This window comes from Pelodictyon clathratiforme (assembly GCF_982375515.1).
The window spans coordinates 276902-294518 of the sequence record NZ_OZ455102.1; the positions used below are offsets into that span (position 1 = coordinate 276902).

A 17617-nucleotide genomic window follows, 5' to 3' on the forward strand; every position below is an offset into this window, starting at 1 on the left:
CTGTACCAGTTTTAATTACTACAAACAATAACAGATAACCGACACGGAGATAAGTTATGGCAAAAGAGTCCTACAAAAGGGATAAACCCCATGTCAATATAGGAACCATTGGTCACGTTGATCATGGCAAGACAACCTTGACCGCAGCGATTACTTCGGTTCTCGCCAAGCAGGGACTTGCTGCAGCGCGTGACTTCGGCAGTATCGACAAGGCTCCTGAAGAGAGAGAGCGTGGTATTACCATTTCAACAGCGCACGTTGAGTACCAGACAAAAAAGCGTCACTATGCGCATATTGACTGTCCTGGTCACGCTGATTACATTAAAAACATGATCACTGGTGCAGCCCAGATGGATGGCGCCATTCTTGTTGTTGCAGGTACTGATGGTCCTATGCCTCAGACTCGCGAGCACATCCTGCTTGCCCGTCAGGTAAACGTCCCTTCACTTGTTGTTTTCCTGAACAAAGTTGATATTGCTGACCCTGAACTTATCGAGCTTGTTGAGCTTGAGCTGAGAGAGCTTTTGACTCAGTACAATTTCCCTGGTGATGATATTCCGATTGTCAAGGGTTCCGCACTGAAGGCTCTTGAAGGTGATCCTGAAGGTGAAAAGGCAATTATGGAGCTTATGGATGCAGTTGATTCCTTTATCCCTGATCCAGTTCGCGACATTGACAAGCCGTTCCTGATGCCGGTCGAAGATGTTTTCTCTATTTCTGGTCGTGGTACTGTTGGTACCGGCAGAATTGAGAGAGGCCGTATCAAGATCAACGAAGAGGTTGAAATCGTCGGTCTGAGACCTACACGCAAATCGGTCGTTACCGGTATCGAAATGTTCCAGAAGCTTCTTGATGAAGGTCAGGCTGGTGATAACGCTGGTCTTCTTCTCCGTGGTGTTGATAAAACAGAACTTGAGCGTGGTATGGTTATTGCCAAACCGGGCACCATCAAGCCGCACACCAAGTTCAAGGCTGAGGTCTATATTCTGAAGAAGGAAGAGGGTGGCCGTCATACACCGTTCTTTAACGGTTACCGTCCCCAGTTCTATTTCCGTACAACAGATGTTACCGGTTCTGTAACGCTGCCTGAAGGTGTCGAGATGGTTATGCCTGGTGACAACCTTGGTGTTGAAGTCGAGTTGCTTGCCCCGATCGCTATGGATGAGGGCCTGCGTTTTGCTATTCGTGAAGGTGGTCGTACCGTTGGTGCGGGTTCCGTTACCACGATTATTGAATAAGAAGAGTGTATGGCGTCCCGGGACGGGGTCGTAAATCCCGTCCCTTTTTTATTGATAACACGAAACAGGGTTGACAAGTGGCTGTACAGCAAAAGATAAGAATCAAGCTCAAGTCTTACGACCATAGCCTGGTTGATAAGTGGGCTCTAAGGATTATTGATGTGGTCAAGCAGACGGATGCTATTATCTTTGGTCCAATACCGCTGCCTACAAAATCGCATGTTTACACCGTAAACCGGTCTCCGCATGTCGACAAGAAGTCCCGTGAGCAGTTTTCATTCTCCTCTCACAAGAGGTTGATTGAAATTATAAACCCGACATCCAGAACCATTGATATGCTGATGAAGCTCGAACTTCCAAGCGGCGTTGATGTTGAAATTAAGTCTTAAAGAATTAGAAAAGATAATCATATGGGTGCGATTCTTGGAAAAAAAATCGGCATGACCCGTTTATTCAATGAGAAACGCGAGGCGGTATCCTGCACGATTATCCAGGCAGGTCCATGCTTTGTAACACAGGTTAAACGTGCAGATAAAGAGGGTTACGACGCTTATCAGATTGGTATTGGAGAAAGGAAAGAGAAGAAGGTAAGCAAACCGTTACAGGGTCATTACAAAAAAGCAGGCGTTGCGCCGGGTTTCAAGTTGGCTGAGTTTGATTTTAAGGAACTGAATCAGGAGCTTGAGCTGGGCAGTGCTGTAAGTGTTGAATCGTTCACCGAAGGTGAGAAGGTCAATGTTCTCGGAGTCTCAAAAGGAAAAGGTTTTGCCGGTGTCATGAAACGTCACAATTTCAGTGGCGGTCAGAGAACACATGGTCAGTCTGACAGGCAGAGAGCGCCAGGATCTGTTGGTGGTTCATCCGATCCATCGAGGGTTTTCAAGGGTACCAGAATGGCCGGACGAATGGGTTCAGACAATATTACGGTACGGAATCTTGTGATTTTCAAGATCATGCCTGAGTCTAACCTTATTGTTATCAAGGGATCGGTGCCGGGCCCAAAGAACTCCTATGTCAAGATTGTTTCTACAAAAAAGTAAATGCTGAATGCACGAAGCTATGGAACTTAAAGTCTTAAATACCGGCGGTACTGAAACCGGGGAAGTGGTAACGCTCCGTGACGATATATTCGGCGCTGAAATATCTGAACATGCGATGTACCTCGACGTCAAGTCGATTCTCGCAAACAGACGGCAGGGAACGCACAAGTCAAAAACACGTGGAGAGGTAAGAGGTGGTGGCAGAAAGCCGCTTCGCCAGAAAGGAACCGGTAATGCTCGTCAGGGTTCAAGCCGTTCGCCACTCAATATCGGTGGTGGTACCATATTCGGTCCTGTCCCCCATGCATACGATCAGAAGGTCAACAAGAAGGTTAAGCTTCTTGCAAGACGCTCTGCTCTGAGTTCGAAGGCGAAGGCCGGTCAGATTGTTGTTATTGAGGATTTTGTCTTTGAGAACATCAAGACGAAACCTTTTGCCCAGATTCTGAAAAATCTTGGTCTCGCTGAGAAAAAAACTCTTATGTTGACGCCCGGGTATGATCTGATCATTGCAAGATCCGGAAAGAATATCGCGGCACTGAATATCATGACAGCCGACAAGGCATCGACCTATGATATTCTTCACAGCCATACGCTACTCGTTCAGAAGACAGCGCTGAAAAAAATAGAAGATACTTTAGGGTAATTGCAGTTTTCCAGAAAAAGGAGTTAAAGAGATGATAAACCCGTTGTTGCGCCCTTTGTTGACAGAGAAAAGTACTGGGCTGACAGAAAAGAAAGGACAGTATGTCTTTGTCGTTAAACCCGATGCAGACAAGACTGATATCAAGAAAGCTGTTGAGAAGAAATTTGGTGTTGAGGTGAAATCGATTCGTACGATTAATTGCCTCGGCAAGTCCCGTGCCCAGAACACCCGCAAGGGCAGGGTTACCGGAAAGAAAAGTGACTGGAAAAAAGCGATTATCACTCTTGAAAAGGGTCAGTCAATAGACTATTACTCAAATACAGCCCAGAAGAGCGAAGGATAGAACTCATAAAAAGGATAGATCATACATTCAAATGGCTATAAGGAAGTTAGCGCCGGTTACGCCAGGGTCAAGGTTCATGTCATACCCTGCATTCGATGAAATCACAAAAAGCACGCCGGAAAAAAGCCTGCTTGTGCCGCTCAAGAAGTCAGGTGGCCGCAACGCTGCGGGACGCAAAACTTCAAGGCATAGAGGTGGCGGGCATAAAAGGCATTACAGGATTATCGATTTCAAGCGCAACAAGGATGGTATTCCTGCAACGGTTGCTGCTATTGAGTATGATCCGAACCGTTCATCAAGAATTGCATTATTGCATTACAATGACGGAGAAAAACGTTATATTCTCGCCCCGAAAGGTTTAAATGTTGGCGACAAGGTGGAAAGCGGAGAGAAGGTCGAAATCAAGACCGGCAACACCATGCCCCTGAAGAATATCCCTCTTGGTACCGATATTCATAACATTGAGATGAAAGCGGGTAAGGGTGGACAGATTGTCCGGTCGGCAGGTGGATTTGCAGTTCTTGCAGCGCGTGAGGGTGATTATGTTACGTTGAAGCTTCCTTCCGGCGAAATCCGCAAGCTCAGGGTTGAGTGTCGTGCGACGATCGGTGTGGTAGGCAATACTGACCATGAAAATATTGTTCTCGGAAAAGCTGGCAGAAGTCGTTGGCTTGGTATTCGTCCCCAGACAAGAGGTATGGCCATGAACCCGGTTGATCACCCGATGGGCGGTGGTGAAGGCAAGTCGAAGTCGGGCGGTGGAAGAAAGCATCCAATGTCGCCATGGGGTCAGCTTGCAAAGGGTCTGAAGACCAGAAATAAGAAAAAGGCTTCACAGAAATTGATTGTACGGGGCAGAAACGCCAAATAACTATAGCGGTTAACAACAACAAGCAGAGAAATTATGCCAAGATCACTTAAAAAGGGACCGTTCATTGATATAAAACTGGAAAAGCGGATCCTTGATATGAATAGCAAGGGAGAAAAAAAGGTTATCAAGACCTGGTCCAGAAGTTCAATGATTTCACCTGATTTTGTCGGTCATACAGTGGCTGTGCATAATGGCAAGAACCATGTGCCAGTCTATGTAGGTGATAATATGGTAGGTCATAAGCTTGGAGAGTTTGCCCCGACGAGATCATTTCGCGGCCATGCTGGTGGTGGAAAGGCAGAAAAAGGCGGATCAGCACCAAGAAAAAAATAAATTGAATAACGCGAAAGGGTAAAGATTACAATGGAAGCTAAAGCAATTTTACGGGATACGCCAACATCGCCAAGAAAGATGCGTCTTGTAGCGGGTCTCGTTCGTGGAAAACCGGTTGATCTGGCCAAGGCCATTCTGCTCAACTCAACAAAGGCCGCTTCTCGAAATGTTATGATGACGCTCAAATCCGCCGTTGCAAATTATGCGCAGCGTAACCCGGACGAACGGGTCAGTGATCAGGAGCTTTTTGTCAAGACTATTTTTGTTGATGAAGGCACCACACTGAAGAGAACGTTACCGGCACCTATGGGTCGGGCATTCAGGATTCGGAAGAGATCGAATCATCTTACGATCGTCATTGATAAGGTTAAAAATCCAGTAACTAAATAATAACAAGGAGAGAGCATTGGGTCAGAAAGTTAATCCTACTGGATTTAGGCTGGGAATTATCAGAGACTGGGCTTCACGCTGGTATGATGACAGTCCTGTTATTTCGGAGAAAATTAAGCAGGACCATGTTATCCGTACTTATGTTCTTGCAAGGCTGAAGAAGGAGAGGGCAGGCATTGCACGTATTATTATCGAGAGAACGACGAAGCATGTCAAGATCAATATCTATGCAGCCCGTCCGGGTGCTGTTGTTGGAAGAAAGGGTGAAGAGATCAACAACCTTTCCCAGGAGCTGAGTCGTATCACCGGAAAAGAGGTGAAGATCGATGTTGTTGAGGTTGTCAAACCGGAAATAGAGGCACAGTTGATTGGCGATAACATTGCCTACCAGCTTGAAAATCGTGTTTCATTCAGAAGAGCCATGAAACAGGCTATCCAGCAGGCCATGCGCTCTGGAGCAGAAGGTGTCAGGATCAGATGCGGAGGCCGTCTCGGTGGTGCTGAAATTGCCCGTTCGGAACAGTATAAAGAGGGAAAGATTCCGCTTCATACCATCCGTGCCAATGTTGATTATGCGAGCGTCACCGCTCATACCATAGCCGGTACCATCGGTATCAAGGTATGGGTTTATAAAGGTGAAGTCCTCGTTCAGCGCATTGATGCAATCGAAGAGGATGAACTGAAGAGAATCAAGGAAAGACGCAATGATGCAGGTGCAAGAAATCGCGATAGTCGCACAAAGCGCCGTCATCGTACCAAGCGATAAATATAACGTACCATACAATCAGAAAATAGAATGGAGTTGCCTGTATGTTAATGCCAAAGAGAGTTAAATATAGAAAGACACAACGGGGCCGGATGAAAGGCAATTCAGGACGTGGTACAGATGTATCTTTCGGTTCGTTCGGTCTTAAAGCAATTGAGCCAGCATGGATTACCAGTCGTCAGATTGAGGCTGCCCGTGTTGCCATGACGAGATTTATGAAGAGGGATGGTAAAATCTGGATCAGGATTTTCCCGGATAAACCGGTAACAAAAAAACCTGCTGAAACCCGAATGGGTTCTGGTAAAGGTTCTCCAGAGTTTTGGGTTGCAGTGGTAAAACCCGGAAGAATCATGTTCGAGGCTGATGGAGTTCCGAAAGAGGTTGCCACAGAGGCATTCCGGCTTGCAGCGAAAAAACTGCCCATCAAGACCAGGTTCATTGTCCGTCCTGATTACGAAGATTAACCGAGCAACTAATTCGACACGAGGGTTACTTATTATGAAAAAGTATGAAATTGCGGCATTGAATAAACAGGAACTGATCGACAGGCTCAAAGAGCTTGAGAACAGACTTGCCGATATCAATTTTTTTAAGGTTATTGAACAGCCGCAGAATCCAATGGTTTTCCGCAATTCGAAGCGGGATATTGCGCGCATGAAAAACCGGCTCCATCAACTTGCGGCTTCCGAAACGGGCCAGGTTTGACGGAAAGGCAAACAATAAAACTGGTTACTTACATGGAAGAAAATAAAATGGGCAGTGTATCAATGGAACAGAATGCTCCAGTAAGGGGAAGAAAAAAAAGCTGGTTAGGCAAGGTTGTCAGTGACAAGATGGATAAGTCGTGTGTTGTTGCCGTAGAACGTAGCGTACAGCATCCGGTTTACAAGAAATATTTCAAGAAGACGACGAAGCTGACAGCTCATGATGAAAAGAATGAAGCTGGTATCGGTGATTTGGTTAAAGTGGTCGAATGTCGTCCATTGAGCAAAAGGAAAAGCTGTCGTTTGGTCGAAATTATAGAAAAAGCCAGGTAAGAGAGCATTTTTATACATTTAATAAAGTTTGAAACAGGATGATCCAGAAAGAAACAAATCTGGTTGTTGCCGATAACAGCGGAGCCAAAAAGGTTCGTTGTATTCACGTTTTCGGCGGAACCGGGAGGCGTTATGCCTCATTGGGTGATCAGATTATAGTATCAGTCAAGGCTGCTGTTCCTGGTGGTATTGTAAAGAAGAAGGATGTGTGCAGGGCCGTTGTCGTGCGCTGTGTCAAGGAATCCCGGAGAAAAGATGGTTCCTATATTCGCTTTGACGAAAACGCAGTTGTTCTTCTTAATGCTCAGGGTGAACCGAGGGGAACCCGTATATTCGGGCCGGTAGCAAGAGAGCTTCGCGACAGGAAATTTATGAAGATTGTATCGTTGGCACCTGAAGTATTGTAGGGTGACGCAGGCGGGAGTAACTCAGTTGGTAGAGTCACAGCCTTCCAAGCTGTTGGTCGCGAGTTCGAGTCTCGTCTCCCGCTCCAGATTTTATGAATAATATCATATCAGTAAAAAATGAAAACAGGTATTAAAAAGGTTAAGTTGCACGTCAAGAAGAATGACTCGGTCGTCGTCATCAGCGGCAATGATAAAGGCAAGGAAGGAAAGATTCTGAAAGTGTTTCCGATAAAAAGCCGTGTTATTGTAGAAGGTGTCAATATCCGGAAGCGCCACATGCGTCCGACCCAGGGGCAGACACAGGGATCGATTATTGAGCGGGAGTTCCCGATTCATTCTTCCAACGTGAAGAAAAGTTAAGTGTTTCTACTAAAAGGCTCCGATGACCAAGACCATCGCGGGTAAACTGATAATGAACAAGATGGACAAGAATAAAGAGATGACACCGACAACACCTTCACTGGCAAGACTTGAAACATTCTTTAAAGAGAAAGTAACTCCCAATCTTGTCGAGCGCTTTCAGTACAAGAATGCCATGCTGGTACCGAAGCTTAAAAAAATATCGATCAATATCGGTGTAGGTGCTGCAGCGGCAGAACCAAAACTGCTTGAAATTGCTCTTCAGGAGCTTGCCCAGATTACAGGTCAGAAACCCCAGATCCGTAAATCAAAAAAAGCAATATCAAACTTTAAATTACGCGAAGGCCAGGCTATAGGTTGCCGCGTAACGTTACGCCGCAAGGCCATGTACGAGTTTTTTGATCGTTTTGTCAGTCTTGCCGTTCCAAGAATACGTGATTTCCGTGGGCTCAGCGATACCAGTTTCGATGGCCGTGGAAACTATACCGTTGGAGTCAGGGAGCAGATTATATTTCCGGAAATCGATATTGACAAAGTACCGAGAATATCCGGAATGGATATCAGTTTTGTAACTTCAGCTTCGACAGATGAAGAGGCTTATGTACTGCTCTCGGAACTTGGAATGCCATTCAAAAAGAAGAACAACTAAATAATTCAGAAAACAGATGGCCAAGAAAAGCGTTATAGCAAGGAACGAGAAGAGAATCAAGCTTGTAGCGAAATATGCAGTCCTCCGTGCGGAGCTGCTTAAAGCTGGCGATTATGAAGCCCTTCGCAAGTTGCCAAGAGACAGTTCTGCAACAAGGGTTCGCAACCGTTGTGTGCTTACAGGTCGTGGAAGAGGTGTTTATGCAAAGTATGGGTTATGCCGGCATATGTTCCGCAAATTCGCTCTTGAAGGAAAGTTGCCTGGTGTGAAGAAAGCAAGCTGGTAAGAAGCTGGTTTGTCATTATCAAAGTAAGGTATTTGTTCATTTTAGAAAGTAACCAACGTTTGCTATGCCTGTAACGGATTCTATTGCAGATTATATCACCCGTATCAGAAATGCGGGAAGAGCAAAAAATAAAACAACCGATATCCCGTATTCAAAGCTCAGGGAGAATCTTTCGCAATTGCTTGTGGAGAAAGGGTACATTAAAAACTTTACGGTCATAACCACCGAAAAATTTCCGTTTCTTCGGATTGATCTGAAGTATACTGCCCATGGTGATCCTGCTATCAAGGAGATCAGCAGAGTCAGCAAGCCGGGTCGGCGTGTTTATGATGGAAAAGATATTAAAAAATATCTTGGTGGTCTCGGGTTGTATATCCTCTCATCATCGAAAGGGGTAATAACCGATAAAGAGGCAAGGGCACAGGGCGTAGGTGGTGAAATCCTGTTCCGTATCTATTAATCCATAAGCCAAAGAGCATTAGAATACCATGTCAAGAATAGGAAAAATGCCCATACCCCTGAGCAATCAGGCGAAGATAGAGATCAAAGATTCAAACATCAGGGTATCCGGTCCTAAAGGCACTCTTGAACAGAGGCTGACCGATCAGGTAACCGTATCGGAAGAAAACGGTTTAGTTACCGTATTGAGAATCGATGACAGTAAAAAGGCTAAAGCACAGCATGGTCTTTACCGTATGCTTATCAGCAATATGGTTGATGGTGTAACAAAAGGTTTTACCAGAAAACTCGAAATTGCTGGCGTCGGGTATCGTGCTGAGCTGAAAAATGATCTGCTTGCCCTGACACTTGGCTATTCGCATATGATCTATTTCAAGGCTCCGGATGAGATTAAAATTGAAGTGCCTGATCAGGTCACTGTTCTTGTAAGTGGCATTGACAAGGCTCTTGTTGGTCAGGTTGCCGCCAAGATCCGTTCATTCAGAAAGCCGGAACCTTATCGTGGAAAAGGCATTAAATATGAAGGTGAAGTCATCCGCCGCAAGGAAGGTAAGGCTGCAGGCAAATAAAGCGTGAACGAAAAGCTCAAGTAGTCAGGCAATAACATTATACAACGGTTCAATAGAATGAGTCAAATCGATAAGGCCTCCCGGAGGCAGAAAATCAAGGACAGAAGCAGAGGCAACGTCCAGGGGACATCGGCAAAGCCGAGGCTTTGTGTTTACAGGAGCCTTTCGCAGATTTATGCACAGTTGATTGATGATGTGAATGGCAAAACCATATTGGCCGCATCAACACTTTCAAAAGACAATTCGGCTCTCAAGGGTTCAAAGTCAGAACTCTGCCGCATAATCGGAAATCAGCTTGGTCAGAAAGCCCTTGCTCAGGGTATAACATGTGTGGTATTTGACAGGAATGGATTTCGTTATCATGGCAGGGTCAAGGCATTGGCTGATGGTGCGAGAGAAGCAGGACTGATCTTTTAAAAACTTTTCAAAGAGATAGGTAAATGGCAAAAACATCTGCTAAGAATATCAGGCCCGGTGAATTAAATCTGAAAGAAAAGCTGGTTCATATCAACAGGACTGCAAAGGTTGTCAAAGGCGGTAAACGCTTCGGATTCAACGCTATTGTTGTGGTTGGCGATAAAGAAGGCCATGTAGGCTACGGGCTTGGAAAAGCAAACGAAGTACAGGATGCCATTGCAAAAGGCATCGAAGACGGAAAGAAAAATGTGATCAAGGTGCCGATTGTGAAGGGTACCATACCTCATCAGATTGTTGCCAAGTTTGGTTCGGCAAAGGTTATGATGAAGCCGGCAACCCCTGGTACCGGTCTTATTGCTGGTGGAGCGGTGAGGGCTGTGCTTGAAATGGCAGGTATTCATGACATTCTGACAAAATCACTTGGATCTTCCAATCCGCACAATGTGGTTAAGGCTGCCATCAAGGGACTTCAGAGCATCTCTGATGCCTATGATGTTGGTGAAAGACGGTCAAAGAGCCTGAAAGAGGTTTTTGAAAGCTAAAAATGACAAATGCGATCATGAGTGAGAAAATATTAAGGATTACCCAGGTGCGCAGCATTATTGGTGGCACAAAAAAGCAGAGAGCCACCATTCAGGCGCTTGGCCTCGGCAGGCCAAATTATCATGTTGACCGTCAGGACAATCCCTGCACCAGGGGGCAGATAAGGGTTGTGCAGCACCTTGTAAAGGTTGAAGAGGTCTAAGATTTTTACTAATAGCAAGTCGGGAATTGAAACCATGGATTTAAGTTCACTTCGTCCTGCAAAAGGCGCAGTAAAAAACAAAAAGAGGGTCGGTCGCGGTCAAGGTTCAGGTAACGGAACGACCGCTGGCAAGGGAAATAATGGTCAGCAGTCACGTAGCGGCTACAAAAGACCTATTATTGAAGGCGGCCAAGTACCTGTTTACCGGAGATTGCCAAAATTCGGTTTTACTCCTCTTGATAAGAAGCCGGTAAATACGGTCAATCTTACCCAGATCGATAAATGGATTCAGGATGGTCTTGTAGAAAACGAGATTACCATTCTTGATCTCAAATCGCTTCTGCATGCGAGTAATGCTGATTATTTCAAGATTCTCGGCAATGGTGAACTGACAAGCGCTATCACCATTACCGCTCATGCTTTCAGCAAAAGTGCCGAGGAGAAAATAGCCGCAGCAGGCGGAACAGTAGTGAAAGCCTTCCGTACGCTGGAAGAGGCATCCAAGGTCAGGGATCTGCCGTTTGAAGAGGCTCTCCTGAAACCAAAGGCAAAGCTCGTAAAGAGAGCAAAAAAATCCACCAAGCCTTGAATCCGTTAAAAGGACGCTATGAAGCTTAATGAAAGTATAAGGAACATCAATAAAATCCCTGAACTCCGTCAGCGGATCCTTTATACGCTTCTTCTTTTATTTGTCTACAGGCTGGGTTCACATATTACCATTCCGGGTGTTGATGCGGCTGCTGTGTCAGGCGCATCGCAGACCCACTCCAACGATCTCTTCGGACTATTTGACCTTTTTGTCGGCGGTGCTTTTGCCAGAGCTTCGATCTTTTCTCTTGGTATCATGCCCTATATCTCAGCATCGATCATCGTGCAGTTGCTTGGGGCGGTTACTCCATATTTCCAGAAACTCCAGAAAGAGGGGGAAGATGGCCGGCAGAAAATCAGTCAGATGACACGATATGGAACAGTTCTTATTGCGGTACTCCAAGCTTGGGGAGTGAGTGTAAGCCTCGCCAGTCCAGCCTCCTTCGGCACTGCCATTGTTCCCGATCCAGGGATCTTTTTTACCATCACCGTAGTGGTTCTCCTGACAGCTTCGACGGTCTTTGTCATGTGGCTCGGAGAAAAAATTACTGAACGGGGTATTGGTAATGGCATATCACTCATTATCATGATCGGTATCCTTGCAAGGTTTCCTCAGGCTCTTGTGGCCGAGTTTCGTTCTGTCTCGCTGGGAAGCAAGAACTGGGTAATTGAGATTATCATTCTTGCCATGATGGCGGCGATTGTTGCTTTTGTGGTTATCCTGACGGTTGGTACCCGCCGTGTTCCTGTCCAGCATGCCAAAAGGGTTGTTGGGCGCAAGGTCTACGGAGGCAGTACCCAGTATATTCCAATGCGGATCAATACCGCCGGTGTCATGCCGATTATCTTTGCACAATCGATCATGTTTCTTCCTGGCACCTTCCTCTCTTTTTTCCCTGAAAATGAGGTGATGCAGAGCATTGCCAAGTTACTCGCTTATGACTCCTGGTGGTATGCACTCATGTTCGGCACCATGATTGTCTTCTTTACCTATTTTTATACAGCAATTGCCTTCAATCCAAAGGAAGTTGCCGACACCATGCGCCGTCAGGGAGGCTTTATTCCGGGTGTTCGACCTGGCAAGAGCACGGCAGATTTTATAGATAATATTTTGACTCGTATTACACTGCCTGGTGCCATATCGCTTGCCATCATCGCAATCCTGCCAACATTTTTGACTAAATTCGCCAATGTAACACCAGGGTTTGCCCAGTTTTTTGGTGGAACAAGTCTTCTGATTATTGTTGGAGTCGGCCTTGATACCTTGCAGCAGGTTGAAAGTCATCTGCTCATGCGGCACTACGATGGTTTTATGAAGTCAGGCAAAACACGCGGACGACAGAGCAGGTAATGGAAAATACATGATTACGATAAAAAGCGAGCGGGAAATTGAGCTGATGAGAGAGTCCGGTGCTTTGGTCGCCAAGGCGCTTGATTTGCTGGAGCAGGAAATCAAACCGGGCATGACGACAAAAGAGCTCGATGTCATGGCCGAAGAGTTTATCAGGGATAATCATGCTGTTCCAAGTTTTCTGAATTATACCCCGAAAGGGGATCCCGATGCAACACCATATCCAGCGACACTTTGTGTTTCACTCAATGAAGAGGTGGTGCACGGTATACCAAGCAAAAAACGGGTGATCAGGGAAGGTGATATTGTTTCCGTTGACTGTGGAGTTTACAAGGGTGGTTATCACGGTGATGCAGCTCGTACGTTTGTACTCGGTGTCATAGATGAAAAGGTTCAGCAACTGGTCGATGTAACTCGCGAATGTCTTGCACGTGGCATTGCGATGGCAGTCGAAGGAAATCGCCTCCACGATATTTCATCAGCCATAGAAGATTATGCCCGTTCATTCAGGTTCAGTGTTATTGAAAACATGGTCGGTCATGGTATTGGAAGTGAACTGCACGAAGACCCTGCTGTACCAAATTATGGGAAAAAGAATACTGGCCCACTGCTGAAGACAGGCATGACACTTGCCATTGAGCCTATGATCGCCCTTGGACGATCGCGCAGGGCAATCAGCCGTCGTGGAGGATGGGTTGCAGTGACAGAGGATGGGAAGCCTTCGGCACATTTTGAGCATACGATTGTTGTAAGGGCCGGTAAAGCTGAGATACTGACCGGTACCTTCCTTGATGGTAAACACCCTTGATCGATTACAACACTTTATAAGAACTAAGGAGCAGACAATTTGGCCAAAGAAGAATCAATTGAAATTGAAGGCGTTATTCTCGAAGCGCTTCCAAACGCGCAATTCAAGGTGAAACTCGAAAACAGCCTTGAGGTATTGGCGCATGTTTCCGGCAAAATCAGGATGCACTACATCAGGATTCTGCCCGGTGACAAGGTAAAAGTCCAAATATCACCCTACGATATCTCCAAGGGCCGGATTACCTATCGATACAAATAAGTGGTGAAATAAGTGATGAGATTATTGATTTTTTAATCTTTATTTATTACATTACAGACCTTTTCAGGTTTCGGGTCAGTTAGTTTAATCATTGCATATTGCATCTGGATGTTATTATGAAAATATATTCTTCTATTAAAAAGCGCTGTGAGCACTGCCGCATCGTCAAGCGCAAAGGCAAGAGATATGTGATTTGTAAAGTAAATCCCAGCCATAAGCAGCGCCAGGGTTGATCTTCAGAAAAACAATAGAACTTTAAAGAGAATATGAGGATAGCTGGGGTAAATTTGCCGTTAAACAAACATGCAGTTATTGCTTTGACGCATGTTTATGGTATTGGGAGAGCATCAGCAGAAAGCATTCTGCAGAGAGCCGGTATTGCGCCAAACAGAAAGATTTCTGAGCTGAATGATGAGGAGGCGCATGCAATCAGAGAAATTATTGCCGAACAATACAAGGTTGAAGGGCAGGCTCGAGGTGAGCAACAGACTGCCATTAAACGTTTGATGGATATCGGTTGCTACAGGGGACTTCGTCACCGACGCTCTCTGCCTGTTCGCGGACAAAGAACACGTACTAACGCAAGGACCAGAAAAGGTAAACGGAAGACCGTCGCCGGCAAGAAGAAGGCAGTCAAGAAGTAGTAGTGTAGAGTAAGCAATAAAATCTTCGATACTAAAGAGTGTAAGTTCATGGCTACAATAAGCAAGAAAAAAAAGAAGGTAAAGGTTACTCCTGAAGGTGCCGTACATATCAAGGCATCGTTCAATAACATCATGGTGACCATTACTGATCTTCAGGGCAATACGGTTTCCTGGTCCAGTGCAGGCAAAAATGGGTTCAAGGGGTCGAAAAAGAACACTCCTTATGCATCCCAGATTACCTCGGAAGCTGCCGCAAAAGAGGCTTACGACCTTGGAATGAGGCATGTGAATGTCTTTATCAAAGGCCCTGGTGCCGGACGTGATGCCGCAATAAGGGCGTTGCAGGGAGCTGGTCTCGATGTTCGCACCATTAAGGATATAACACCACTTCCGCATAATGGCTGCAGGCCTCCAAAGCGCAGAAGGGTCTGATTTTATATATTCATAGAATTTCAATGAAGCAAGTGATATGGCAAGATTCAGAGGCTCAATAACAAAAGTATCCCGCAGGTTAGGTATTGCGCTTGCACCAAAGGCAGAAAAATATCTTGAAAGACGTCCTTTTCCTCCAGGTCAGCATGGTCAGGGTCGGAAAGGAAAAGTTTCTGAATATGCTCTCCAGCTTAGAGAGAAACAGAAGATGAAATATCTTTACGGTATTCTCGAAAAGCAATTCAGGAATTATTATAAAAAAGCAGTATCACAGAGAGGTGTTACAGGCGATAACCTTGTCAAGCTTCTTGAGAGACGTTTTGACAACGTTGTCTTTCGTGCCGGATTTGCTCCTTCACGTTCAGGCGCACGCCAGCTTGTTACGCACGGCCATCTTCTCATAAACGGCAAGAAGGTCGATATTCCATCCTATATCGTTTCTCCATCTGAAGTCATTGAATTCCGTCAGAGAAGCAAAAATATGGGAGCCGTAACGGATTCCCTCAATAAGGCCCCTGAATCCCGTATTCCTTCATGGATACAGGTTGACAAGGCCAACCAGAAAGCTGTATTTCTGAGTGTACCTGAGAGAGTGGAAGTACAGGAGCCTTTCAACGAACAGTTGGTCGTTGAATTGTACTCGAAGTGATTTTAATGAATTCTAAGGTATAAATTACTATGATATACCAGATGCAGATGCCTGCAAAAATAGAGGTTGACGAATCTTCCCATACGGATTGTTTCGGCAGGTTCATTGCCCAGCCGCTCGAGCGCGGTTATGGCGTGACCCTTGGAAACGTTATGAGAAGGGTTCTTCTGGCCTCACTACCGGGAACTGCAATAACAGGGATCAAGATAGATGGTGTTTTTCATGAGTTTGCTGCCATTGATGGTGTTCGTGAGGATGTGCCCGAAATTGTTCTGAACCTTAAAAAAGTACGTTTCAAGTCTACCTGTAAAAGAAACTGCAAGACCTCGTTGACCCTTGTCGGCCCTATGGATTTTACGGCTGGTGATATTATTGCACAGGAGGGTGAGTTCGAGGTGTTGAACAAGGATATGCATGTTGCGACCATAAATGCCGGTGCGACAGTCAAGATCGATCTCTATATCGGAAGAGGACGTGGTTATATGCCTGCCGAGGAAAACAGGCCAGAAGGGATGCCAATAGGTTATATTGCCGTTGACGCTATTTATACACCGATCAGAAATGTGAAGTTTACTGTAGAAAATACGCGCGTCGGGCAGCGGACCGATTATGAAAAAATGATTCTTGATGTTGAGACAGATGGTTCTGTAAGTCCTGATGACTCCATCAGTCTTGCAGGTAAAATCATCACTGATCATGTTACCTTTTTTGCCAATTTCTCACCTACAGAAGAGGAGTTTACCGAAGAGGAATTCAAACAGCAGGATGACGAGTTTGAGACGATGCGCAGGCTCTTTCACACCAAAATCGAAGATCTCGATCTTTCTGTTCGTTCGCACAACTGCCTCAGACTTGCAGAAATCGATACCATTGGTGAACTCGTCTCGCATAAGGAGGACGAATTGCTTAATTACAAGAACTTTGGCAAGAAGTCACTCACGGAACTCAAGGAACAGCTTGAAAAGTTTGACCTGAAGTTTGGTATGGATATTACCAAGTATCAGATGAAATGATAAAATCGTAACCGTTTTTTTGAATTATTGAGATCAGGAAATAGACATGCGTAAAGTTAAGCCGGCAAGAAAACTCGGAAGAACCGCAGCCCATAGAAAGGCGACGCTCAGCAATCTGTCAACGCAACTGCTTGTCTACAAGCGCATTGAGACGACAGAGGCAAAAGCGAAAGAGACCCGCAGGGTTGTTGAGAAAATCATTACCAAAGCTCGCAAGGGTACGGTTCATGCCCAGCGCGAAATATTCAAGGATATTCGTGACAAACAGGCAATCAGAATTCTGTTTGAAGAGATTGTCGCCAAGGTTGGTACCCGTCAGGGAGGATATACTCGTGTTATCAAGCTCGCTCCCCGTTTTGGAGACGCAGCAAAAATGGCAGTGATTGAACTTGTCGATTATCAGGAAGCACCATCAGCAAGCCAGAAGACTGGCAAGCAGGATCGTGCCAAACGAGTCAAAGGTTCCAAGAAAACCGCTGAAGCAGCAGTTTCTGTGGCCGGGTAAACTTCTCTCCCTGTTTCCCTCCTTTCTGCTCTTGTCATCAGTCAGTCATTGTTTGCGGAAGAGTTCTTTCCGTGGACAATGACTATCTGCTTTTCAGAGAAAAAGGGGCTGATGCCATGGATAGGATGCAGTTCAACTTTTGAAGGGAAACCCTCCTGCCCCTTGTTTGACTTCATGGCAGCCGCAATCTCATTTTCAAGATTTCCCCCCTTCAGGCAAATCAGGGTTCCGCCAGCTTTCAGAAGAGGTGCTGAGTAAGAGCAGAGTTTGTCAAGAGGAGCAACCTGCCTTGAAAGAACCGTATCAAACACAACACCTTTAAGCTCTTCTACCCGCGTATGCAGAGCAATAGCATTGTTGATGCCCAGCTCTGTAATCATGGCTTGACAGGCTGCAATTTTCTTCCCCGTCGCATCCACCAGAAGAAAACGAGTACGGGGGAAGAGAAGAGAGAGCGGAATACCTGGTAATCCTCCACCAGTTCCCAGATCAAGAACATCTTCCCCCTCGCGGAAAGAGTGGTAGAGAGTGATCAGGAGCGAGTGAAAGATATGTTTGATAATGACCGGAGCATCTTCCTTCCGACTGATCAGGTTTATCTTGTGATTCCATCGCTCAAGGCAATCACCATATCGTGCCAGTTGCTGAAGTGTCGGGAGATCAATCTCCATCCCCTGTTCAGCACATAACATCTGCAGGGTCAACACATTATCATTCATTCGTTCCATAGGTAGTCATCCTTTCTGTTCTGAGGTTTAACCCCAAAAAACGATATTTTGGGATGAATGACAAATCGGCTGTGCTCTTTGCACG

Annotated in this window: 32 protein-coding genes and 1 tRNA gene; 32 read left to right on the forward strand and 1 reads right to left on the reverse strand. The window is 45.7% G+C overall.

The window, feature by feature from the left end:
- Positions 1 to 56 precede the first annotated feature (56 nt).
- From tuf to rplQ, 32 genes are all read left to right on the forward strand, one after another.
- The gene (gene tuf / locus AC56AD_RS01400; protein WP_012507116.1) at positions 57 to 1238 is read left to right on the forward strand and encodes an elongation factor Tu; all 1182 of its coding nucleotides are present in this window, start codon (positions 57 to 59) and stop codon (positions 1236 to 1238) included.
- A 77-nt stretch (positions 1239 to 1315) separates the two neighbouring features.
- On the forward strand, positions 1316 to 1627 hold the full coding sequence (gene rpsJ, locus AC56AD_RS01405; protein WP_012507117.1) for a 30S ribosomal protein S10: 312 nt from the start codon (positions 1316 to 1318) through the stop codon (positions 1625 to 1627).
- A 21-nt stretch (positions 1628 to 1648) separates the two neighbouring features.
- Positions 1649 to 2278, forward strand: a complete 630-nt coding sequence (gene rplC / locus AC56AD_RS01410; RefSeq protein WP_012507118.1) for a 50S ribosomal protein L3 — start codon at positions 1649 to 1651, stop codon at positions 2276 to 2278.
- A gap of 19 nt (positions 2279 to 2297) precedes the next feature.
- Entirely contained in the window at positions 2298 to 2924 is a 627-nt protein-coding gene (gene rplD / locus AC56AD_RS01415; RefSeq protein WP_041526615.1) for a 50S ribosomal protein L4, read from the forward strand.
- Positions 2925 to 2955: 31 nt separating this feature from the next.
- Entirely contained in the window at positions 2956 to 3267 is a 312-nt protein-coding gene (gene rplW / locus AC56AD_RS01420; RefSeq protein ID WP_012507120.1) for a 50S ribosomal protein L23, read from the forward strand.
- Positions 3268 to 3298: 31 nt separating this feature from the next.
- A complete protein-coding gene (rplB, locus tag AC56AD_RS01425) occupies positions 3299 to 4138 on the forward strand; it encodes a 50S ribosomal protein L2 (protein ID WP_083765299.1) in 840 nt (279 codons plus the stop codon).
- 33 nt (positions 4139 to 4171) lie between these two features.
- The gene (rpsS, locus tag AC56AD_RS01430; RefSeq protein WP_012507122.1) at positions 4172 to 4471 is read left to right on the forward strand and encodes a 30S ribosomal protein S19; all 300 of its coding nucleotides are present in this window, start codon (positions 4172 to 4174) and stop codon (positions 4469 to 4471) included.
- A gap of 30 nt (positions 4472 to 4501) precedes the next feature.
- The gene (rplV, locus tag AC56AD_RS01435) at positions 4502 to 4861 is read left to right on the forward strand and encodes a 50S ribosomal protein L22 (RefSeq protein ID WP_012507123.1); all 360 of its coding nucleotides are present in this window, start codon (positions 4502 to 4504) and stop codon (positions 4859 to 4861) included.
- 16 nt (positions 4862 to 4877) lie between these two features.
- Entirely contained in the window at positions 4878 to 5627 is a 750-nt protein-coding gene (gene rpsC, locus AC56AD_RS01440) for a 30S ribosomal protein S3 (RefSeq protein ID WP_012507124.1), read from the forward strand.
- A gap of 44 nt (positions 5628 to 5671) precedes the next feature.
- On the forward strand, positions 5672 to 6091 hold the full coding sequence (gene rplP / locus AC56AD_RS01445) for a 50S ribosomal protein L16 (RefSeq protein ID WP_012507125.1): 420 nt from the start codon (positions 5672 to 5674) through the stop codon (positions 6089 to 6091).
- A gap of 34 nt (positions 6092 to 6125) precedes the next feature.
- Positions 6126 to 6332 (forward strand): 50S ribosomal protein L29, encoded by a 207-nt coding sequence (gene rpmC / locus AC56AD_RS01450; protein ID WP_012507126.1) that lies wholly within the window; start codon positions 6126 to 6128, stop codon positions 6330 to 6332.
- Between the two features lie 32 nt (positions 6333 to 6364).
- Positions 6365 to 6664: a 30S ribosomal protein S17 gene (rpsQ, locus tag AC56AD_RS01455; protein WP_273278710.1), complete on the forward strand. Its 300-nt coding sequence runs from the start codon at positions 6365 to 6367 to the stop codon at positions 6662 to 6664.
- A 38-nt stretch (positions 6665 to 6702) separates the two neighbouring features.
- On the forward strand, positions 6703 to 7071 hold the full coding sequence (gene rplN, locus AC56AD_RS01460; RefSeq protein WP_012507128.1) for a 50S ribosomal protein L14: 369 nt from the start codon (positions 6703 to 6705) through the stop codon (positions 7069 to 7071).
- A 10-nt stretch (positions 7072 to 7081) separates the two neighbouring features.
- Positions 7082 to 7157: transfer RNA gene (locus tag AC56AD_RS01465), tRNA-Gly, on the forward strand.
- A 31-nt stretch (positions 7158 to 7188) separates the two neighbouring features.
- On the forward strand, positions 7189 to 7431 hold the full coding sequence (gene rplX, locus AC56AD_RS01470; protein WP_012507129.1) for a 50S ribosomal protein L24: 243 nt from the start codon (positions 7189 to 7191) through the stop codon (positions 7429 to 7431).
- A gap of 61 nt (positions 7432 to 7492) precedes the next feature.
- Positions 7493 to 8080, forward strand: a complete 588-nt coding sequence (gene rplE, locus AC56AD_RS01475) for a 50S ribosomal protein L5 (protein WP_012507130.1) — start codon at positions 7493 to 7495, stop codon at positions 8078 to 8080.
- Between the two features lie 16 nt (positions 8081 to 8096).
- On the forward strand, positions 8097 to 8366 hold the full coding sequence (rpsN, locus tag AC56AD_RS01480) for a 30S ribosomal protein S14 (protein WP_012507131.1): 270 nt from the start codon (positions 8097 to 8099) through the stop codon (positions 8364 to 8366).
- A gap of 64 nt (positions 8367 to 8430) precedes the next feature.
- On the forward strand, positions 8431 to 8826 hold the full coding sequence (rpsH, locus tag AC56AD_RS01485; protein ID WP_012507132.1) for a 30S ribosomal protein S8: 396 nt from the start codon (positions 8431 to 8433) through the stop codon (positions 8824 to 8826).
- A gap of 28 nt (positions 8827 to 8854) precedes the next feature.
- Positions 8855 to 9394 carry a 50S ribosomal protein L6 gene (gene rplF / locus AC56AD_RS01490; RefSeq protein ID WP_012507133.1) on the forward strand — a complete coding sequence of 180 codons (540 nt, stop codon included), beginning with the start codon at positions 8855 to 8857 and terminating at the stop codon, positions 9392 to 9394.
- Positions 9395 to 9451: 57 nt separating this feature from the next.
- Positions 9452 to 9811, forward strand: coding sequence for a 50S ribosomal protein L18 (gene rplR / locus AC56AD_RS01495; RefSeq protein WP_012507134.1), 360 nt, complete (start codon positions 9452 to 9454; stop codon positions 9809 to 9811).
- Positions 9812 to 9834: 23 nt separating this feature from the next.
- Positions 9835 to 10353: a 30S ribosomal protein S5 gene (gene rpsE / locus AC56AD_RS01500; protein WP_012507135.1), complete on the forward strand. Its 519-nt coding sequence runs from the start codon at positions 9835 to 9837 to the stop codon at positions 10351 to 10353.
- Between the two features lie 17 nt (positions 10354 to 10370).
- The gene (gene rpmD, locus AC56AD_RS01505) at positions 10371 to 10556 is read left to right on the forward strand and encodes a 50S ribosomal protein L30 (protein WP_041526617.1); all 186 of its coding nucleotides are present in this window, start codon (positions 10371 to 10373) and stop codon (positions 10554 to 10556) included.
- 34 nt (positions 10557 to 10590) lie between these two features.
- The gene (rplO, locus tag AC56AD_RS01510) at positions 10591 to 11145 is read left to right on the forward strand and encodes a 50S ribosomal protein L15 (protein ID WP_012507137.1); all 555 of its coding nucleotides are present in this window, start codon (positions 10591 to 10593) and stop codon (positions 11143 to 11145) included.
- A gap of 18 nt (positions 11146 to 11163) precedes the next feature.
- Complete coding sequence (gene secY, locus AC56AD_RS01515) at positions 11164 to 12495, forward strand: preprotein translocase subunit SecY (protein WP_012507138.1); 1332 nt, start codon at positions 11164 to 11166, stop codon at positions 12493 to 12495.
- Positions 12496 to 12505: 10 nt separating this feature from the next.
- The gene (map, locus tag AC56AD_RS01520) at positions 12506 to 13303 is read left to right on the forward strand and encodes a type I methionyl aminopeptidase (RefSeq protein ID WP_012507139.1); all 798 of its coding nucleotides are present in this window, start codon (positions 12506 to 12508) and stop codon (positions 13301 to 13303) included.
- A gap of 39 nt (positions 13304 to 13342) precedes the next feature.
- Positions 13343 to 13561, forward strand: coding sequence for a translation initiation factor IF-1 (gene infA / locus AC56AD_RS01525; protein WP_012507140.1), 219 nt, complete (start codon positions 13343 to 13345; stop codon positions 13559 to 13561).
- 116 nt (positions 13562 to 13677) lie between these two features.
- A complete protein-coding gene (rpmJ, locus tag AC56AD_RS01530; protein WP_011362841.1) occupies positions 13678 to 13794 on the forward strand; it encodes a 50S ribosomal protein L36 in 117 nt (38 codons plus the stop codon).
- Positions 13795 to 13827: 33 nt separating this feature from the next.
- A complete protein-coding gene (rpsM, locus tag AC56AD_RS01535; protein ID WP_012507141.1) occupies positions 13828 to 14205 on the forward strand; it encodes a 30S ribosomal protein S13 in 378 nt (125 codons plus the stop codon).
- Positions 14206 to 14253: 48 nt separating this feature from the next.
- Positions 14254 to 14637, forward strand: a complete 384-nt coding sequence (gene rpsK / locus AC56AD_RS01540) for a 30S ribosomal protein S11 (RefSeq protein WP_012507142.1) — start codon at positions 14254 to 14256, stop codon at positions 14635 to 14637.
- A gap of 37 nt (positions 14638 to 14674) precedes the next feature.
- Entirely contained in the window at positions 14675 to 15286 is a 612-nt protein-coding gene (gene rpsD, locus AC56AD_RS01545; protein WP_012507143.1) for a 30S ribosomal protein S4, read from the forward strand.
- A gap of 29 nt (positions 15287 to 15315) precedes the next feature.
- On the forward strand, positions 15316 to 16299 hold the full coding sequence (locus AC56AD_RS01550; protein ID WP_012507144.1) for a DNA-directed RNA polymerase subunit alpha: 984 nt from the start codon (positions 15316 to 15318) through the stop codon (positions 16297 to 16299).
- Between the two features lie 46 nt (positions 16300 to 16345).
- Positions 16346 to 16804 (forward strand): 50S ribosomal protein L17, encoded by a 459-nt coding sequence (gene rplQ, locus AC56AD_RS01555; protein WP_012507145.1) that lies wholly within the window; start codon positions 16346 to 16348, stop codon positions 16802 to 16804.
- Positions 16805 to 16845: 41 nt separating this feature from the next.
- Here rplQ and rsmG read toward each other — a convergent pair whose 3' ends face one another.
- Positions 16846 to 17532 (reverse strand): 16S rRNA (guanine(527)-N(7))-methyltransferase RsmG, encoded by a 687-nt coding sequence (rsmG, locus tag AC56AD_RS01560; protein WP_012507146.1) that lies wholly within the window; start codon positions 17530 to 17532, stop codon positions 16846 to 16848.
- Positions 17533 to 17617 lie beyond the last annotated feature (85 nt).

Excerpts from the sequence above, each read along its gene's own strand:
- rpsM (WP_012507141.1), top strand. The coding sequence starts at position 13,828 with ATGAGGATAGCTGGGGTAAATTTGCCGTTAAACAAACATGCAGTTATT.
- rpsE (WP_012507135.1), top strand. The coding sequence starts at position 9,835 with ATGGCAAAAACATCTGCTAAGAATATCAGGCCCGGTGAATTAAATCTG.
- rplV (WP_012507123.1), top strand. The coding sequence starts at position 4,502 with ATGGAAGCTAAAGCAATTTTACGGGATACGCCAACATCGCCAAGAAAG.
- rpmJ (WP_011362841.1), top strand. The coding sequence starts at position 13,678 with ATGAAAATATATTCTTCTATTAAAAAGCGCTGTGAGCACTGCCGCATC.
- rplD (WP_041526615.1), top strand. The coding sequence starts at position 2,298 with ATGGAACTTAAAGTCTTAAATACCGGCGGTACTGAAACCGGGGAAGTG.
- rpmD (WP_041526617.1), top strand. The coding sequence starts at position 10,371 with ATGAGTGAGAAAATATTAAGGATTACCCAGGTGCGCAGCATTATTGGT.
- rplE (WP_012507130.1), top strand. The coding sequence starts at position 7,493 with ATGGACAAGAATAAAGAGATGACACCGACAACACCTTCACTGGCAAGA.
- rplW (WP_012507120.1), top strand. The coding sequence starts at position 2,956 with ATGATAAACCCGTTGTTGCGCCCTTTGTTGACAGAGAAAAGTACTGGG.
- rplX (WP_012507129.1), top strand. The coding sequence starts at position 7,189 with ATGAAAACAGGTATTAAAAAGGTTAAGTTGCACGTCAAGAAGAATGAC.
- rplN (WP_012507128.1), top strand. The coding sequence starts at position 6,703 with ATGATCCAGAAAGAAACAAATCTGGTTGTTGCCGATAACAGCGGAGCC.
- rpmC (WP_012507126.1), top strand. The coding sequence starts at position 6,126 with ATGAAAAAGTATGAAATTGCGGCATTGAATAAACAGGAACTGATCGAC.
- tuf (WP_012507116.1), top strand. The coding sequence starts at position 57 with ATGGCAAAAGAGTCCTACAAAAGGGATAAACCCCATGTCAATATAGGA.
- rpsH (WP_012507132.1), top strand. The coding sequence starts at position 8,431 with ATGCCTGTAACGGATTCTATTGCAGATTATATCACCCGTATCAGAAAT.
- rpsN (WP_012507131.1), top strand. The coding sequence starts at position 8,097 with ATGGCCAAGAAAAGCGTTATAGCAAGGAACGAGAAGAGAATCAAGCTT.
- AC56AD_RS01550 (WP_012507144.1), top strand. The coding sequence starts at position 15,316 with ATGATATACCAGATGCAGATGCCTGCAAAAATAGAGGTTGACGAATCT.
- rplO (WP_012507137.1), top strand. The coding sequence starts at position 10,591 with ATGGATTTAAGTTCACTTCGTCCTGCAAAAGGCGCAGTAAAAAACAAA.
- secY (WP_012507138.1), top strand. The coding sequence starts at position 11,164 with ATGAAGCTTAATGAAAGTATAAGGAACATCAATAAAATCCCTGAACTC.
- map (WP_012507139.1), top strand. The coding sequence starts at position 12,506 with ATGATTACGATAAAAAGCGAGCGGGAAATTGAGCTGATGAGAGAGTCC.
- rplC (WP_012507118.1), top strand. The coding sequence starts at position 1,649 with ATGGGTGCGATTCTTGGAAAAAAAATCGGCATGACCCGTTTATTCAAT.
- rpsK (WP_012507142.1), top strand. The coding sequence starts at position 14,254 with ATGGCTACAATAAGCAAGAAAAAAAAGAAGGTAAAGGTTACTCCTGAA.
- rplB (WP_083765299.1), top strand. The coding sequence starts at position 3,299 with ATGGCTATAAGGAAGTTAGCGCCGGTTACGCCAGGGTCAAGGTTCATG.
- rplF (WP_012507133.1), top strand. The coding sequence starts at position 8,855 with ATGTCAAGAATAGGAAAAATGCCCATACCCCTGAGCAATCAGGCGAAG.
- rplR (WP_012507134.1), top strand. The coding sequence starts at position 9,452 with ATGAGTCAAATCGATAAGGCCTCCCGGAGGCAGAAAATCAAGGACAGA.
- rpsD (WP_012507143.1), top strand. The coding sequence starts at position 14,675 with ATGGCAAGATTCAGAGGCTCAATAACAAAAGTATCCCGCAGGTTAGGT.
- rsmG (WP_012507146.1), bottom strand. The coding sequence starts at position 17,532 with ATGGAACGAATGAATGATAATGTGTTGACCCTGCAGATGTTATGTGCT.
- rplP (WP_012507125.1), top strand. The coding sequence starts at position 5,672 with ATGTTAATGCCAAAGAGAGTTAAATATAGAAAGACACAACGGGGCCGG.
- rpsS (WP_012507122.1), top strand. The coding sequence starts at position 4,172 with ATGCCAAGATCACTTAAAAAGGGACCGTTCATTGATATAAAACTGGAA.
- rplQ (WP_012507145.1), top strand. The coding sequence starts at position 16,346 with ATGCGTAAAGTTAAGCCGGCAAGAAAACTCGGAAGAACCGCAGCCCAT.
- rpsQ (WP_273278710.1), top strand. The coding sequence starts at position 6,365 with ATGGAAGAAAATAAAATGGGCAGTGTATCAATGGAACAGAATGCTCCA.